This is a genomic window from Streptomyces sp. NBC_00846, from assembly GCF_045207325.1.
In the GTDB taxonomy this organism is placed as follows: domain Bacteria; phylum Actinomycetota; class Actinomycetes; order Streptomycetales; family Streptomycetaceae; genus Streptomyces.
The window spans coordinates 5,286,642-5,301,871 of sequence record NZ_CP108846.1; the positions used below are offsets into that span (position 1 = coordinate 5,286,642).

13 protein-coding genes are annotated in these 15,230 nt (G+C 70.7%); 4 read left to right on the forward strand and 9 right to left on the reverse strand.

Annotated elements, in window-relative coordinates:
• Positions 1–44: 44 nt before the first annotated feature.
• Complete coding sequence (nucS, locus tag OG936_RS24470; RefSeq protein ID WP_406497450.1) at positions 45–716, reverse strand: endonuclease NucS; 672 nt, start codon at positions 714–716, stop codon at positions 45–47.
• 260 nt (positions 717–976) lie between these two features.
• Here nucS and OG936_RS24475 point away from each other — a divergent pair, with 260 nt between their 5' ends.
• Positions 977–1,369 (forward strand): SCO5389 family protein, encoded by a 393-nt coding sequence (locus tag OG936_RS24475; protein WP_030971516.1) that lies wholly within the window; start codon positions 977–979, stop codon positions 1,367–1,369.
• Positions 1,370–1,446: 77 nt separating this feature from the next.
• Here OG936_RS24475 and OG936_RS24480 read toward each other — a convergent pair whose 3' ends face one another.
• A complete protein-coding gene (locus OG936_RS24480; protein ID WP_406497451.1) occupies positions 1,447–2,490 on the reverse strand; it encodes an LLM class flavin-dependent oxidoreductase in 1,044 nt (347 codons plus the stop codon).
• Positions 2,491–2,699: 209 nt separating this feature from the next.
• On the opposite strand from OG936_RS24480, the gene OG936_RS24485 reads away from it, so the two are divergent.
• On the forward strand, positions 2,700–3,029 hold the full coding sequence (locus OG936_RS24485; protein ID WP_406497453.1) for an ATP/GTP-binding protein: 330 nt from the start codon (positions 2,700–2,702) through the stop codon (positions 3,027–3,029).
• Between the two features lie 29 nt (positions 3,030–3,058).
• Here OG936_RS24485 and OG936_RS24490 read toward each other — a convergent pair whose 3' ends face one another.
• From OG936_RS24490 to mce, 7 genes are all read right to left on the reverse strand, one after another.
• A complete protein-coding gene (locus tag OG936_RS24490) occupies positions 3,059–3,940 on the reverse strand; it encodes an ABC transporter permease subunit (RefSeq protein ID WP_406497455.1) in 882 nt (293 codons plus the stop codon).
• Positions 3,937–5,085, reverse strand: a complete 1,149-nt coding sequence (locus tag OG936_RS24495) for an ABC transporter ATP-binding protein (RefSeq protein WP_406497457.1) — start codon at positions 5,083–5,085, stop codon at positions 3,937–3,939. Before OG936_RS24495 ends, OG936_RS24490 begins: the two co-directional genes overlap by 4 nt.
• A gap of 204 nt (positions 5,086–5,289) precedes the next feature.
• Positions 5,290–6,069, reverse strand: a complete 780-nt coding sequence (locus OG936_RS24500; RefSeq protein ID WP_406497459.1) for an ABC transporter permease subunit — start codon at positions 6,067–6,069, stop codon at positions 5,290–5,292.
• Between the two features lie 5 nt (positions 6,070–6,074).
• A complete protein-coding gene (locus OG936_RS24505; protein WP_406497460.1) occupies positions 6,075–7,067 on the reverse strand; it encodes an ABC transporter ATP-binding protein in 993 nt (330 codons plus the stop codon).
• A gap of 97 nt (positions 7,068–7,164) precedes the next feature.
• Complete coding sequence (locus OG936_RS24510; protein ID WP_383750982.1) at positions 7,165–8,103, reverse strand: cellulose-binding protein; 939 nt, start codon at positions 8,101–8,103, stop codon at positions 7,165–7,167.
• A 185-nt stretch (positions 8,104–8,288) separates the two neighbouring features.
• Positions 8,289–12,179 carry a polarized growth protein Scy gene (scy, locus tag OG936_RS24515; protein WP_406497462.1) on the reverse strand — a complete coding sequence of 1,297 codons (3,891 nt, stop codon included), beginning with the start codon at positions 12,177–12,179 and terminating at the stop codon, positions 8,289–8,291.
• A gap of 164 nt (positions 12,180–12,343) precedes the next feature.
• Complete coding sequence (gene mce / locus OG936_RS24520) at positions 12,344–12,772, reverse strand: methylmalonyl-CoA epimerase (protein ID WP_266748626.1); 429 nt, start codon at positions 12,770–12,772, stop codon at positions 12,344–12,346.
• A gap of 135 nt (positions 12,773–12,907) precedes the next feature.
• Here mce and OG936_RS24525 point away from each other — a divergent pair, with 135 nt between their 5' ends.
• Both OG936_RS24525 and meaB read left to right on the forward strand, forming a co-directional pair.
• A complete protein-coding gene (locus tag OG936_RS24525; protein ID WP_406497464.1) occupies positions 12,908–14,107 on the forward strand; it encodes an acetyl-CoA C-acetyltransferase in 1,200 nt (399 codons plus the stop codon).
• Between the two features lie 148 nt (positions 14,108–14,255).
• Positions 14,256–15,212, forward strand: coding sequence for a methylmalonyl Co-A mutase-associated GTPase MeaB (meaB, locus tag OG936_RS24530; protein WP_383750990.1), 957 nt, complete (start codon positions 14,256–14,258; stop codon positions 15,210–15,212).
• The last annotated feature ends 18 nt before the right edge of the window (positions 15,213–15,230 follow it).

A 15,230-nucleotide genomic window follows, 5' to 3' on the forward strand; every position in this document is an offset into this window, starting at 1 on the left:
TCGGAGGGCGGTCGAGGGTCTTTTGAGGGCGATCGGAGGAGGTCTCAGAACAGCCGCAGCTTGTCGTCCTCGATGCCGCGCAGCGCGTCGTAGTCGAGGACCACGCAGCCGATCCCGCGGTCCGTCGCCAGTACCCGCGCCTGCGGCTTGATCTCCTGCGCCGCGAAGACGCCCTTCACAGGGGCGAGATGGGGATCGCGGTTGAGCAGTTCCAGGTAGCGGGTCAGCTGCTCCACACCGTCGATGTCGCCGCGCCGCTTCAGCTCCACGGCCACGGTCTGCCCGTCGGCGTCGCGGCACAGGATGTCGACCGGTCCGATCGCGGTGAAGTACTCACGCCGGATCAGGGTGTAGCCCTCGCCGAGTGTCTCGATCCGGTCAGCGAGCAGTTCCTGCAGATGTGCTTCGACGCCGTCCTTGATGAGACCCGGGTCGACACCCAGCTCATGGGACGAGTCATGGAGGATTTCCTCCATCGTGATGATCAGTTTCTCGCCCGCTTTGTTCACCACGGTCCAGATGCCCGCGGTGTCGTCCTTGCCCTCCTTGAGGGTGCAGGGCGGTGACATCCAGTTCAGGGGTTTGTACGCCCTGTCGTCGGCGTGGATCGACACGCTCCCGTCCGCCTTCACCAGGATCAGACGGGGAGCGGAGGGCAGGTGGGCCGTGAGCCGGCCGGCGTAGTCCACGGAGCAGCGGGCGATGACGAGACGCATGGTCGGCAACGCTACTCGACGACGGGTGCTCCACGCGATTCTCCCCCTTCCGCCGCCGATCTCCGGACCGATGGCTTTCGGTCTTGCCCCTCTTTGCTCCCCTTCGTTATTGGCCGGTTGTGTTCCCAATCTCCTGGTGCGGCCAGGACTGCGCCCTTACCGTGTAAGCAGGAGGTCGCCGTGTGTGCACGCTGCGTCGCCGTCCTCCTTCCCTGCCCGTAAGGCCCCGGCCCATCGTCGGGGTCGCGAGAGGAGAACCCATGTCGCTCGACGTCTCACCGGCGCTGTTGGAACAGGCCGAGCGAGGCGAGGTCGACGAAGCCGACTTCGTCGACTGCGTCCGGACCTCCCTGCCCTACGCATGGGAGATGATCAGCTCCCTGGTGGCTCAGCTGAAGGTCGACGGCGGAGAATTCGCCGACAACCAGACGCCCCCGCCGGACGAGCAGGCACGTGGTCAGCTGCTGCGCGCGCTTGCGAGTGATGCGATACGCGGCGCTCTGCAGCGGCACTTCGGGGTGCGTCTGGCATTCCAGAACTGCCACCGCGTCGCGGTGTTCCCGCTGGATGCCTCGGTCGACGAACGGCTGGCCCGATTCACCTCGGTGAGGGGCCAGTTGCTCAATCAGTCGCCCGAACTACGGGACTGCTAAACGCTTCTGCTGCCGCTCCGGGCCGCGGGAGGTGCAACTGGCTCCGGGGCGGCAGCACCCTCGGCTCCGACGATGTGTCATGTGAGCAGCGGCAGCACTTCGGTGCCCAGCCGCGTTACGTTCTCCTCCGTGGCCGCCAGATCTCCCGAACCCTCCACCAGGAGCGCGAAGCGGGTGATGCCTGTCCGCTCGGCGGTGGCGGCGAGCCGGTCGGCGGCGAACCGGGGCGGGCCCACCGGATGAAGGCCGCACAGCAGCTCCGTATAGGCGACCGGGTCGCGCATCACCCGGTGCCGGCCGTCGACCGTCACATGGGCGTCCAGGCCCTGCCGCAGCCAGCCGGGCATCGTCTTCACGAGCGTCTCCACGGCGTCCTCGGCGCGGTCGGCGATCTGGGCCACCCCTGCGGACACATGTCCGGCTTCCCGGACGCTCTCGGGCGAGCGTCCCGCGGCGAGCGCGGCGGAGCGCCACAGAGCGACCATCTCGGCCTTCTCCTCGTCCCCGCAGTGCATCCCGAGCAGCATCGGCAGACCGTTCTGTGCGGCGAGCCGGACCGTCTTCGGCGAGGTGCACGCGACGACCACCTCGGGGCCGCCCTGGCTCTCGCCGCCGTCCTGGCCGAGCAGTTCGTCGGCCCGGGGGACCACCGCCACCTCGCGGAAGCCGTAGCGCCTCCCGTTGCCCGCGACGCGGGGCGCGGTCAGCCAGTCCAGCAGCAGCTCCAAGGACTCCGGGAAGCCCTTCTCGTACGCCTCCAGGCCCCCGCCGAACACCTCCAGATCCACCCAGGGGCCGCCCCGGCCGACGCCGAGCGTGAATCTGCTGCCGCTGGTGAGGTGGAGCAGCGCGGCCTGTTCGCCGAGCGCGACCGGATGCTGGGTCGGCAGCACGCTCACCGCCGTACCCACCCGGATTCTCCGGGTGCGGCCGAGCAGCAGCGCGGCCAGCGTGACGGCGGACGGGCAGACCCCGTACGGCACGAAATGATGTTCCGCCAGCCAGACCGAGTCGAGGCCGGATTCCTCCGCGACCTCGGTGGACCGGATCGCGCGGTGCAGCGCTTCAGCCGGCCCCTGTCCGGGAAACTGGGCTGCCAGTACGAACGTTCCCACACGCATCGCCAATTGCCTCCTTGCGGCCGACGCGGGCTCCCCCTACCCGCAACAACGTCCGACACGTGCCAAAGGCACGGTCCACCAGCGAGCTGTTGCGATTTTCCGGTAACTCACCCCGTCCGGGGCGCCGCTCCACGCGGTGCGGGATTCGGGACTCGGCCGAATGGCCCTACGCTGGACGGAACTGCCCGGCCTGCCTTGTGAGGTGTCACGTGTCCCCGCGCCGCAACCGCCCCCGAGGCGGCGAGAGTCCCCACGACAGCACAGCGGATCCGGGGGCCCGGTACGGCGGTGGGGGGCGCACCGAGGAGTGGCGGGGCGAGGAGTGGACGGTACGCCCCGTCAGCGGCGCGAGCGCGGCCGGCAAGCGCTACCGCTGCCCCGGCTGCGACCAGGAGATCTCGTCCGGCGTTCCGCACCTGGTGGCCTGGTCCGAGTACGGCGGGATCGACGACCGCAGGCACTGGCACAAGGCCTGCTGGAACGCGAAGGACCGCCGCACCACACAGGTGCAGCGGTCCAGGAACGCGCCTCGCCACTGAGCTCGGCCACCGGCCGGCCCGGGAAGCGGTCAGACGTCGCGGTTCTCCAGCGTGATGTACGCGCCGAGCATGGCCACGGCGGTCACCCCGAGCATGATCCACAGCGGGTCCCAGCCGGACGGTCCCGAACCGGTGACCGAGGTGTCGTAGAAGGCACTGAGCTGGCTGGGGATCGAGTACTCGAAGAGCGCCTGCTGCAGGCCGGCCAGCGCCTTCGTGAACATGAACAGGGCCAGCACGAGCGGCAGCAGCACCACCCCGATCATGACCGTGATCGCACCCGCGGAATGCCGGATGAGCGCACCGATCGCCAGCGAGAGCAGCCCCAGCGTCGCCATGTAGAGGCCGACGCCGACCGTGGCGCGCAGCCACTCGTCGCCTGCGGGCGCACTGCCGTCCAGCATGGCCGAATGCAGCGCGGCGACCGCCGTGGTCACCACGGTCGTGATCGTGAAGGTGAGCAGGAAGAAGACGGTCGCCTTGGCGGTGAGCACCCGGGCACGGCTGGGGCAGGCCGTGAGCGTCGGACGGATCAGGCCCGTGCCGTACTCGGAGGCGATGGTCATCACGCCGAGCGTGATCACGCAGATCGAGCCCAGGAGCACGCCGAAGAAGCCGAAGCTCAGCTTCGGGACGCTTTCTGTGTTCGCGTCGGTCACGCTGAGCAGGACCGCTGTCGCCACGCCGAGACCGAGGATCAGCACGATCATGATGCCGAGCGTCCACATCGTGGAGCGCACCGAACGGATCTTGGTCCACTCGGAGGCGAGCGCGTCACCGAGGGTGGCGGCGCGCAGCGGGATCGGTGAGGCGTAGAGCCCGGCCGAGGCGTCCTGCCAGTTCTGCTGCGGGGCATCGGCGGGAGCGGGGGCCTGCTGGTACGGCGCCTGCGGGGGCGGCGGTGTCGTCATCGGGCGTCCTCGCTGGTCTCGCTCTTGGTCAGGTCTGCGGGGTCTGCGGCGGGTGCTGCCGGGGCGGGTGCGACCGGAGCGACCGGAGCCGCCGTGTACGGGTTCTGTCCGGGCGGCGGTGGGGCGTACCAGCCCTGCTGCGGCACCTCCGGCACCGGCTGCGGCTGGTAGCCGGGCGGCCCGCCGTACCCGCCGGGCACCGGCTGCTGCAGCCCCACCTTCTGGTCCGCCGTCGAGCGGTAGTCCACGGCGCCCTGCGTCATCCGCATGTACGCCTCCTCCAGCGAGGCCTGGTGCGGCGAGAGCTCCCACAGCCGTACGTCCGACTCGTGGGCCAGATCGCTGATCCGGGGCAACTGCAGACCGGTGACCCGCAGGCCCCCGTCCGGTTCCGGCATCACCTGGCCGCCCGCCTCGGTGAGCGCGGCGGTCAGCTTCTCCCGCTGCTCCCGCACACCGTCCGCGACACGCACCCGGGCGAAGTCGGCCGAGTTGGCGGAGATGAACTCCTTGACACTCATGTCGGCGAGCAGCTGCCCGCGGCCGATCACGATCAGATGGTCGGCGGTGAGCGCCATCTCACTCATCAGATGGCTGGAGACGAAGACCGTACGGCCCTCCGACGCCAGCATCTTCATCAGATTGCGGACCCAGAGGATGCCCTCGGGGTCGAGGCCGTTGACCGGCTCGTCGAAGAGCAGCACCTGCGGGTCGCCGAGCAGCGCGGCGGCGATGCCGAGCCGCTGGCCCATGCCGAGCGAGAAGCCCTTGGACCGCTTGCGCGCGACGTCGTGCAGACCGACGACGCCGAGCACCTCGTCGACCCGGGCAGCCGGGATACCGGCGAGCTGGGCGAGCGAGAGGAGGTGGTTACGGGCGCTGCGGCCGCCGTGCACCGCCTTCGCGTCCAGCAGCGCACCCACCTGACGCGGGGCGTTCGGCAGGCTGCGGAAGGGGTGGCCGCCGATCGTGACATGACCGGAAGTCGGGCGGTCCAGGCCCAGCATCATGCGCATGGTGGTGGACTTGCCCGACCCGTTGGGACCGAGGAATCCGGTGACGGCGCCCGGCCGCACCTGGAAGGAAAGGTTGTGCACGGCCGTCTTCGCACCGTAGCGCTTGGTCAGGCCGACTGCCTCGATCATGCTCCAGCCCCATCGACTTCTGTCTGTCGTCGGGGCCCGGGCCGTCCGGCCGCACACCCCCGTAAGAGTTAGGAGGATATCCAGGCCTTGACGGTTCCGGCCAAGCCGTTGTGCGAGCGCATCCCCGCGTCGGAGCGGACGGGGCGCTTCCGGTAGCGGGACGCGCGCTCCCGGAGTGCTCCGGTCACACGCCCCGCCCTTCGCTCACGCGTCGCGCTTCTTCAGTACGAGATAGCCGCCGGCCAGCGCGGCCACCACCCAGGCGAGCAGAATGCCCAGCCCGCCCCACGGACCGTACGGAGCGGGATTGCTGTTCATGGCGTCCGGAACCACCTGCATGATCTTGGACCCGGCCTGGTCGGGGAAGTATCGGGCGACCTTCTTCGCGCCCGGGACCGCCGACAGGATCTGTGAGACCAGGAAGAAGAACGGCATCAGGATGCCGAGCGACAGCATGGAACTGCGCAGCATCGTCGCCACACCCATGGAGAAGATCCCGATGAGACCCATGTAGATGCCACCGCCGACGACCGCGCGCAGGACGTTCTCGGCGCCGATGTCCGTGTGGTGATCGCCGAGGAGAGCCTGCCCGAGGAAGAACGAGACGAAGCTGGTGACGATGCCCACCACCAGGGCCAGCACACCGGCCACCGTGATCTTGCTGAAGAGGAACGAACCACGCTGCGGTACGGCCGCCAGCGAGGTGCGGATCATGCCCGAGCTGTACTCCGTACCGACCACGAGCACACCGAAGACGACCATGGCCAGCTGGCCGAGGACCATGCCGGAGAAGCTGATGAGAGTCGGGTCGAAGGTGGCCCGCTCCGCATCGGGCAGTTCGCTGAACTGGGCGTTCATCAGGGCACAGAGCGCCGCGCTCATCGCGACGGTGACGACGAACGCGGAGATCAGGGTCCAGACGGTCGACGAGACCGTACGGATCTTGGTCCACTCGGAGGTCAGGACCGCGGGTACCGATGCCATCGTCGTCACGCCTCCTTCCCGGTGCCGGAGGGCGTCTGCCGACTGTACGGATCGTCCCAGTGCGGGCCCACGGGAGGTGGCGCCTCGGCGAGCTCGGAGTGTGCGTGGTACTCCACCGAATCCGCCGTCATCTGCATGAACGCTTCCTCCAGGGAGGCCCGCTGGGAACTCAGCTCGTGCAGCACGAGCTGATGCCGGGCGGCGAGCTCACCCAGCGCCTCGGTGGTGGCGCCGTCGATCTCCAGCGTGCCGTTCCCCGTCTCGACCACGACGAGCCCCTCCTGGTGCAGCACATCGCGCAGCCGCTCCTGCTGCGGGGAGCGCAGCCGTACGTAACTACGGGAGTTCTGATGGATGAAGTCGGCCATCGAGGTGTCGGCGAGCAGCTTGCCCTGACCGATCACGATCAAGTGGTCCGCCGTGAGCGCCATTTCGCTCATCAGATGCGAGGAGACGAAGATCGTCCGGCCTTCCGCGGCGAGTGCCTTCATCAGATTACGGATCCAGTGGATGCCCTCGGGGTCCAGACCGTTGACCGGCTCGTCGAAGAGCAGCACCTGCGGGTCGCCGAGCAGTGCGGCCGCGATGCCGAGCCGCTGGCCCATGCCGAGCGAGAAACCCTTCGACTTCTTCTTCGCCACCGCGGTCAGGCCGACGGTGTCCAGGACCTCCGCGACCCGGCTCTGCGGGATGCGATTGCTCTGGGCGAGGCAGAGCAGGTTGTTGTACGCGCTGCGTCCGCCGTGCATCGACTTGGCGTCCAGCAGCGCACCGATGTATTTGAGGGGTTCCTCAAGGTCGCGGTAGTGCTTGCCGTCGATGCGCACCGAACCGCTGGTCGGGTTGTCGAGGTCGAGCATCATCCGCATCGTCGTGGACTTGCCTGCCCCGTTGGGCCCCAGAAAGCCCGTCACCATTCCGGGTCTGACGCGGCACGAGAGCCGGTCGACGGCAACCTTGTTGCCAAAGCGCTTGGTGAGGCCATCAAGCTCGATCATGCGTTCACGCTAGAACGGCCGCGCGCCCGGCGCCACCACAAAGGCGGAACCGGGCGCGCGAGGGTCGCAAGGACCGTACGACTGCGGTACTCCGGGGTCAGCGGGTCTGCTGAGCCGGAACGCCGCGGGTGACCGGCTCGTCGTCGGCGGGGGTGCCGGCGGCGGCCACCGCGGCACCGGTCAGCGTCGCCAGCATCTCGCGGACGTTGGTCAGCTGGGCGTTGATCGAGTCGCGGCGGTTGGTGAGCGCCGCGAGCTCGCGCTCCGACTCGCTGCGGATCCGGTCGGCCTTCGCGTTCGCGTCGGCGACGATGTCCTCGGACTGGCGCTGTGCCGTCTCCACCGTCTGACGGGCCCGGCGCTCGGCGTCCGTACGGAGCTTCTCGGCCTCCAGGCGGAGCTGCTCGGCGCGGTGCTCGATCTCGGCGAGGCGCTTCTCGGCCTTGGCCTGACGGGACGCGAGGTCGCGCTCCGACTGGTCGCGGCGCTTGGCCAGGTTGGTCTCGAAGTCCGCAGCGGCCTGGGCGGCCTTGGCGCGGGTCTCCTCGAAGAGGGCGTCCGCCTCCTCACGCTTCTGCGCGGCGTCCTTCTGGGCGTCGGCACGCAGCGTGCCCGCCTCGCCCTTGGCCTTCTCGACGATCCGGACGCCCTCGTCCTCGGCCTTCGCCTTGCGGTCGGAGGCGAACGACTCGGCGTCGTTGCGCACCTGCTGAGCGGCCGACTCGGCGAGCTCACGGTGCTGCTCGGCGGCGCGACGGGCCTCCTCACGCAGGTCCTTCGCCTCCTCCTCGGCCAGGCGGAGAATCTTCTCCACACGGGCGCCGAGACCGGCGTACGACGGCTCCGCGTCGTTCACCTGGGCCTGGGCGTTCTGCGTTTCGAGGTGGAGCTCCTCGATGCGCTTTTCCAGAGACGTGATGCGGCCGAGGGCGCTGTCACGGTCGGCGACGAGCTTGGTAATGCGGTCATCCACCTGACCGCGGTCGTATCCACGTCGCACGAGCTCGAAGCCGAAGGGGGAGGAAGGGTCGCTCATGGGGTTCCTGTCGAATGAGACCGGTGAGGTGTTAGGGGGAATCCTAGGGGTGCGGACGGCGTGTCATCGAGCGGATGCCCTTTTGATCTGGAGAATGACACCCCTTTCGAGTGGCTGACCCACCGTAACTCTTGCCACTCGGAGAGTTGAACGCTCCTGACGAAGCACGGGAGATGACGGGGCGACTACCCATCGGACGACTTGCCACTCGAACGCGTACCCGCCGAGGCCCCGGCCTTGACGCCGCCGTTGGAAGCGCCGCCCTTGCCGCCGGCGGCCGGTGTCTCGAACGACTCCAGGGCTTCCAACACGTCCTGGACACGGGAGATCTCGGTGTTGATGTCCGCGCGCCGGCGCACCAGCAGATCGAGTTCGCGCTTGCCCTCGTCCACCGTGCGCTTCGCCTCGGTCTCGGCGTCGGCCCGCAGCTTCTCGGCCTCGCGGACCAGTGTGGCCTTCTTCTGCTCGGCCTCCTTCAGCAGCGACTCGGCCCGCTTCACCGCCGCGATCCGGACCTTGCTCGCCTCCGAATTCGCGTCCGCCAGCAGCTCCTTGGCCTTGGCCGCCGCCTCGTCGCGCTGTTCGGTCGCCGCCTTCATCAGGTTGTCGACGCGCTCGCCCGCCGTCCTCATCTGCTCGGACGTCTCCCGTCGGGCCCGGTCGTGCAGCTCCTCGATCTCGCTCTCGATCCGGGCCCTGAGCTCCTCGGCCCGCTCCCGGATGGCCGTGGCGTCCCGGCGCGCGCCGACCAGCAGCTCGTCCGCGTCCGTACGGGCGTGCTCCACCAGGGAGTTGCCCTCGACGGTCGCCTCCGAGGTGATCCGCACGGCCTCCTTGCGCGCCACGCCGACCATCGTGTCGGCCTGCTCCTCGGCCTCGGTGGCGGCGCGCAGCGCCTCCTCCTGCGCCTTGTTCATCAGCTGGTCCGCCTGCTCGGCGGCATCGGCACGGCGCTTCGCCGCGGCTTCCCGCGCCTCGTCCAGCAGCAGGTCCGCCTCCTCGCGGGCCTGAGTGCGCATCAGCTCGGCCGCCGCCTCCGCCTCGGTGCGCACCCGCTCCGCCTCCTCGCGGGTACGGGCCGCGTGCTCCTGCGCCGAACCGACGGTGGCCGCCGCCTCGCCGCGCAGCCGCTCCGCCTCGTCCGCGGCCTCGTCCGTCGCCCGGGCCGCCTGCTGCGTCGCCTCGTCGACCAGCCCGTTCGCCTGCTGCGTCGCCTCGTCGACCAGCCCGTTCGCCTGCTGTGTCGCCTCGTCGACGAGCCGGGTGGCCTGCTGCGTCGACTCCGTACGGACCCGCTCGGCCTCGCTCGTCGCCTCGCCGATCAGCCGGTCGGCCTGGGCCGCGGCGTCGGAACGCATGCGGTTGGCGTCCTCGCGGGCCTCGGCCCGGCTGCGCGCCGCGTCCTGCTCGGCCGAGGCCAGCGAGTCGGAGGCCTCGGTACGCATCCGCTGGCTGTACTCCGCGGTGTCCGCCCGCAGCCGCTCCGACTCCGCGATCGCGTCCGAGACGGTCCGCTCGGCCATCGCCTTCGCGGCCTCGGACTCCTCCTGAGCCTCCCGGCGGATCCGGTTCGCGTCCTCGCCCGCCCGCTCGCGCTCGGCGTGCGCGTCGGCGCGGAGCCGGTCCGCCTCCTCCTGCGCCTCGGACTTCGTCCGCTCCGCGACATGCTCGGCGGTGGAACGCAGCCCGGCGATCTCCGCCTCGGCCTGCTCCTGCAGCCCGCTGACCGAATCCCGTACCTGCTGGGCGGTCTGCTCGGCCGTGGAGACCAGCTCCGTCGCCCGGCTGTCCGCCTCCTCGACCAGGCGGTGCGCCTCGGCCTGTGCCTCCTCGACCCGCTTGCGGGCTGAGGCGAGCAGCTCCTCGCTCCGCTCGCGGGCCCGCTCGCGCTCCTGGTTCGCCTCGGTACGCGCGGCGTCGAGGGTCTCCTCGGCCTCCCGGCGGCGCCGGTTCGCCTCCTCCTGCGCGGCGGCCAGCGCCTCGGCGGCCTCCGTGCCCACCCGCTCCGCGGCGGCAGCGGCCTCGCCGCGCAGCCGGTCGGCGCTCTCCTGCGCCTCGGACTTGAGCCGCTCCGCCTCGGCGGCCGCCTCGCCGCGCAGCCGTACGGCGGTGGACTCGCCCTCCGCACGCGACTGCGACGCATCCGCCGCGGCCTCGTCGCGCAGCCGTTCCGCCTCGGTCTCCGCCTGCTCCCGCAGCGCCCGCAGCCGCTCGGCGGCCTCCGCGCGCAGCCGCTCGGACTCCTCGGTCGTCTCGCGCCGGATGCGCTCCGCCTCGGCGCGCGCGTCCGTGAGCTCCTGCTCGGCGGTGGTGACCCTGGCCTCGGCCTCGGTGTGCAGCCGGGTCAGCTCCTCGGCTGCCTCCGCCTGCCGGGCCGCGACCGCACGCTCGGTGTCCTCGCGCAGGCCCGCCGCCGCCTCCTCGGCCGCGACGGTGGTGGACCGGGCCTGCTCCTCGGACTCCGTACGCAGCTGCTCGGCCTCGGCACGGGCCCGCTCCAGGGCCTCCTCGGCCTGCTTGCGCAGCGCGCCGGCCCGCTCGGCCGCGTCGCTGCGGACCCGCTCGCTCTCCGCGCCCGCGGTGCCGCGCAGCTCCTCGGCGTCCGCCTTCGCCTTGGCGAGCAGCTCCTCGGCGGTCTTCGCGCCCTCCTCGATCTGCTGGACGGCCTCGCGCCGGGCCTCGCCGCGGATCCGCTCGCCCTCGGCGACCGCCTCGGAGCGCAGCTGCTCGGCCTCGCCGCGCAGCCTGCGCGCCTCCTCCTGCAGCTCGACCGTCTTGGCCCGGTACTCCTTGGTGTCGTCCTTGGCCGCGCCCTTGAGCTGATCGGCCTGCTCGGCGGCCTCGCCGCGCAGCCGGTCCGCCTCGGCCTCCGCCTCGCGGCGGATCCGGTCGGCCTCCTCGCTCGCCGCCCTGGTGGTGGACTTCGCGTCCTCGGACGCCTTGGTCAGCACCTCCTCGGCGGCCCTGGCGGCCTTGGCGAGCTGGGCAGCGGCATCCTCGGCGGCCGCCGTGCGGGCCTGCTCGGACGCCTCGGACTTCAGCCGGTCCGCCTCGGCACGGGCATCGGCGAGGGCCTGTTCGGCCTCCGCCTTGAGGGTCTCGGCGCCCTTGGTGGCCTCGCCGACCAGCCGGGCGATCTCCGACCTGGCCGTACGGGTGCGCTGCTCGTTCTGCGACTCGGCGGCGGCCAGCCGCTTGACGGCGGCCTCCTTCGCCTCCGCGGTGACCTTCTCGGCCTCCAGCCGGGCCTCGCGCAGCTGGGTCTCGGCCTCCTGCATGCGCTGCTCGGCGGCCCGGTTCAGCTCGGTGGTCCGCTGCCGGGTCTGCTGGGTCTCCGCCGTCGTCGACGTCCGCAGCTGCTCGGCGTGGCTGGTGGCCTCCTGCGCCTGGCTGGAGGCGGCGTTCAGCAGCCGCTCGGCGTCCTTGCGGGCACGCAGCAGGATCGCCTCGGCCTCGGCACGGGCCGACTCCGCTTCGGAACCGAGCCGCTGCCGGGTCTCCTCCGCCAGCCGCCCCGCCTCGGCGCGCGCCGCCGTCAGGGACTGCTCGGCCTCGGTACGGGACTCCTCCAGCAGCCGGCGGGCCTGGGACTCCGTCCTGGCGCGGAGCTGCTCGGCCCAGGCGACGTTCTCGTTGACGTGGGACTCGACGGTCTGGCGGCGCTCGGCCAGCTCCTGGTCGAGCTGCTGGCGCCGCTGCACGGCCTCGTTGTGCAGCTCGGCCTGGAGCCGCGCCTGGTGCTCGGCGTGCTCCTGCAGGATCCGCTGCGTCTGCGCACGGGCGTCACGGAGTTCCCGCTCGGCGTCCGTCCGCAACTGCTCGGCCTGGATCTGGGCATTACGGAGCATCTGCTCGGCCTGGTAGCCGATGTCCGCGCTGTCGTAGGCGGGACGGGTCGCGAGATTGCGCCGAGCCTCGTGCAGCTTGGCGCGCAAGACCTCGACCTGGTAACCGAGGTCCTCGGCGTGCTGGACGGCCTTCTCCCGGTTGGTCTTCAGCCGGTCCATCTCGGCTTCGAACCGCGAGAGATGGTCGTCGTCAGCTCGGTGGCTCTCCTGGCGTTCGTAGCCCCGCACTGCGCGGTCCCATCCGTCCCCTGGTCGCAACTCTCCAACGAGTACCGTTCACCGGTGAACGGTCCCCCGGGGAATGGTGACAGATCAACGGCTGAGGACGCGGCGCGGCCCCGACCCGGCCCCGGCCCGGAACTGCCCACTCTACCGGGCCGGGTATCCGGAGGTCAGTGCTCCGCCGCGGACGTGACCAGTTCGGTCAGGACGCCGTGGCAGTCCTTCGGGTGGAGGAAGGTGATCCGGGACCCCATGGACCCGGTCCGGGGCTCCTCGTACAGCACCCTGACCCCCTTCTCCCGGATGTCCGCGGCGTCGGCGTCGACGTCCGCGGTACCGAAGGCGATGTGGTGGACGCCTTCACCGTTCTTCGCGAGCCACTTGCCCACGGCCGAGTCCTCCCGGGTCGGCTCCAGGAGCTGGAGGTAGGAAGCACCGCCGTCGGACGTATCGTTGATCTTGAGCATGGCTTCCCGTACGCCCTGCTCCTCGTTGATCTCGGAGTGGAACACCTCGAACCCGTAGGTCGAGCGGTAGAACTCGACGGTCCTGTCCAGGTCGAAGCAGGCGATCCCGATGTGGTCGATTCGCGTCAGCATGTCACCAGTGCAGCGCTCCATCGATGGTTACGCAACGTGCGCGCGATCACACCGGCTGCGGGATGACGGACGAGGTACCGCTCAGTACATTCGTGTAAACCCTCGTTCACTCCTCATCCCAAGGGGCTGCGCCTCATGTCAGGAACGACCGGTACCACCTCAGTGATCGTCGCGGGCGCGCGTACGCCCATGGGCCGGCTCCTCGGCTCGCTGAAGAGCTTCTCCGGGGCCGATCTCGGCGGCTTCGCCATCAAGGCCGCGCTGGACCGGGCCGGCATCGGCGGCGACCAGGTCGAGTACGTGATCATGGGCCAGGTGCTGCAGGCCGGTGCGGGCCAGATCCCGGCCCGCCAGGCCGCGGTCAAGGCGGGCATCCCGATGAACGTCCCCGCGCTCACCGTCAACAAGGTGTGTCTGTCGGGGCTGGACGCGATCGCGCTCGCCGATCAGTTGATCCGTGCGGGTGAGTTCGACGTCGTCGTCGCCGGGGGCCAGGAGTCCATGACGAACGCCCCGCATCTGCTCCCGAAGTCCCGGGAGGGCTACAAGTACGGCGCGATCGAGATGCTCGACTCGATGGCGTACGACGGTCTGACCGACGCCTACGAGAACATCCCGATGGGTGAATCCACCGAGAAGCACAACACCCGGCTCGGGCTGAACCGCGCCGACCAGGACGAGATCGGCGCCCTCTCGCACCAGCGTGCCGCCGCCGCCCAGAAGAACGGCATCTTCGAGGCCGAGATCACCCCGGTCGAGATCCCGCAGCGCAAGGGCGACCCGGTCCTCTTCTCCAAGGACGAGGGCATCCGCCCGGAGACGACCACGGAGTCCCTCGGCAAGCTGCGCCCGGCCTTCACCAAGGACGGCACGATCACCGCGGGCACCTCCTCGCAGATCTCCGACGGCGCCGCCGCGGTCGTCGTCATGAGCAGGGCCAAGGCCGAGGAGCTGGGCCTGGACTGGATCGCCGAGATCGGCGCCCACGGCAACGTGGCGGGCCCGGACAACTCCCTCCAGTCCCAGCCGTCCAACGCCATCAAGCACGCCCTGAAGAAGGAAGGCATGGAGGCCGCGGACCTCGACCTCATCGAGATCAACGAGGCGTTCGCGGCGGTCGCCGTCCAGTCGATGAAGGACCTCGGCGTCACCCCGGACAAGGTGAACGTCAACGGCGGCGCCATCGCGCTGGGTCACCCGATCGGTATGTCCGGCGCCCGCGTGGTGCTGCACCTCGCGCTGGAGCTGAAGCGGCGCGGCGGCGGCACCGGGGCGGCGGCGCTGTGCGGCGGCGGTGGTCAGGGCGACGCGCTGATCATCCGTGTTCCCAAGTAGGACCTGAGGGTTCCCGAGTAGGACCCGGGGTTTCCCGGGCAGGAACGGCCCGGCCGAGCCGTACGTAGTACGTAATGCACGGCATACACGGCGTACGTAATGCACGGCGTAGTACGCGGAGAGCACGCAGCGAGTGAACGGAGCGGTGATGGTGGACGTCCCCACCCTGGTCGAGCAGGCCCGTGCGGGCCGGCCGAGGGCCGTGGCCCGGCTCATCTCCCTGGTGGAGGGGGCGTCGCCGCAGCTGCGCGAGGTGATGGCGGCCCTGGCGCCGCTGACGGGCAACGCGTACGTGGTCGGTCTGACCGGTTCCCCCGGCGTCGGCAAGTCGACGTCCACGTCGGCGCTGGTCTCGGCGTACCGGCGGGCGGGCAAGCGGGTCGGCGTCCTGGCCGTCGACCCGTCCTCGCCGTTCTCCGGGGGCGCGCTCCTCGGCGACCGGGTCCGGATGTCGGAGCACGCCTCCGACCCGGGCGTCTACATCCGCTCCATGGCCACCCGCGGACATCTGGGCGGCCTCGCCTGGTCGGCCCCGCAGGCGATCCGGGTGCTGGACGCGGCGGGCTGCGAAGTGATCCTGGTGGAGACGGTCGGCGTCGGCCAGTCGGAGGTGGAGATCGCCTCCCAGGCCGACACCTCCGTGGTCCTGCTGGCGCCCGGCATGGGCGACGGAATCCAGGCGGCGAAGGCCGGAATCCTGGAGATCGGCGATGTGTACGTCGTCAACAAGGCCGACCGCGACGGCGCGGACGCCACCGCGCGCGAGCTCAACCACATGCTGGGCCTCGGCGAGTCCCGCGGTCCCGGCGACTGGCGCCCGCCGATCGTGAAGACGGTCGCCGCCCGGGGCGAGGGCATCGACGAGGTCGTCGAGGCGCTGGAGAAGCACCGGGCGTGGATGGAGGAGCACGGGGTGCTCGCCGAGCGGCGCACGGCCCGTGCGGCCCGCGAGGTCGAGACGATCGCTGTCACGAGGCTGCGCGAGCGCATCGGCGATCTGCACGGCGACCGCCACATCGACGCGCTCGCCGAACGCATCGTGGCGGGGAGCCTCGACCCGTACGCGGCGGCGGACGAACTGGTGGCGGGGCTCACCGAAGGCTGATCCTGATCCGGTCCGGTC

What these genes read in the sequence shown, in the direction of transcription:
- OG936_RS24495 (WP_406497457.1), bottom strand. Translation starts at nt 5,085, where the DNA reads ATGATCGAGGCAGTCGGCCTGACCAAGCGCTACGGTGCGAAGACGGCC.
- OG936_RS24490 (WP_406497455.1), bottom strand. Translation starts at nt 3,940, where the DNA reads ATGACGACACCGCCGCCCCCGCAGGCGCCGTACCAGCAGGCCCCCGCT.
- meaB (WP_383750990.1), top strand. Translation starts at nt 14,256, where the DNA reads ATGGTGGACGTCCCCACCCTGGTCGAGCAGGCCCGTGCGGGCCGGCCG.
- nucS (WP_406497450.1), bottom strand. Translation starts at nt 716, where the DNA reads ATGCGTCTCGTCATCGCCCGCTGCTCCGTGGACTACGCCGGCCGGCTC.
- OG936_RS24505 (WP_406497460.1), bottom strand. Translation starts at nt 7,067, where the DNA reads ATGATCGAGCTTGATGGCCTCACCAAGCGCTTTGGCAACAAGGTTGCC.
- OG936_RS24500 (WP_406497459.1), bottom strand. Translation starts at nt 6,069, where the DNA reads ATGGCATCGGTACCCGCGGTCCTGACCTCCGAGTGGACCAAGATCCGT.
- OG936_RS24475 (WP_030971516.1), top strand. Translation starts at nt 977, where the DNA reads ATGTCGCTCGACGTCTCACCGGCGCTGTTGGAACAGGCCGAGCGAGGC.
- OG936_RS24510 (WP_383750982.1), bottom strand. Translation starts at nt 8,103, where the DNA reads ATGAGCGACCCTTCCTCCCCCTTCGGCTTCGAGCTCGTGCGACGTGGA.
- mce (WP_266748626.1), bottom strand. Translation starts at nt 12,772, where the DNA reads ATGCTGACGCGAATCGACCACATCGGGATCGCCTGCTTCGACCTGGAC.
- OG936_RS24480 (WP_406497451.1), bottom strand. Translation starts at nt 2,490, where the DNA reads ATGCGTGTGGGAACGTTCGTACTGGCAGCCCAGTTTCCCGGACAGGGG.
- OG936_RS24525 (WP_406497464.1), top strand. Translation starts at nt 12,908, where the DNA reads ATGTCAGGAACGACCGGTACCACCTCAGTGATCGTCGCGGGCGCGCGT.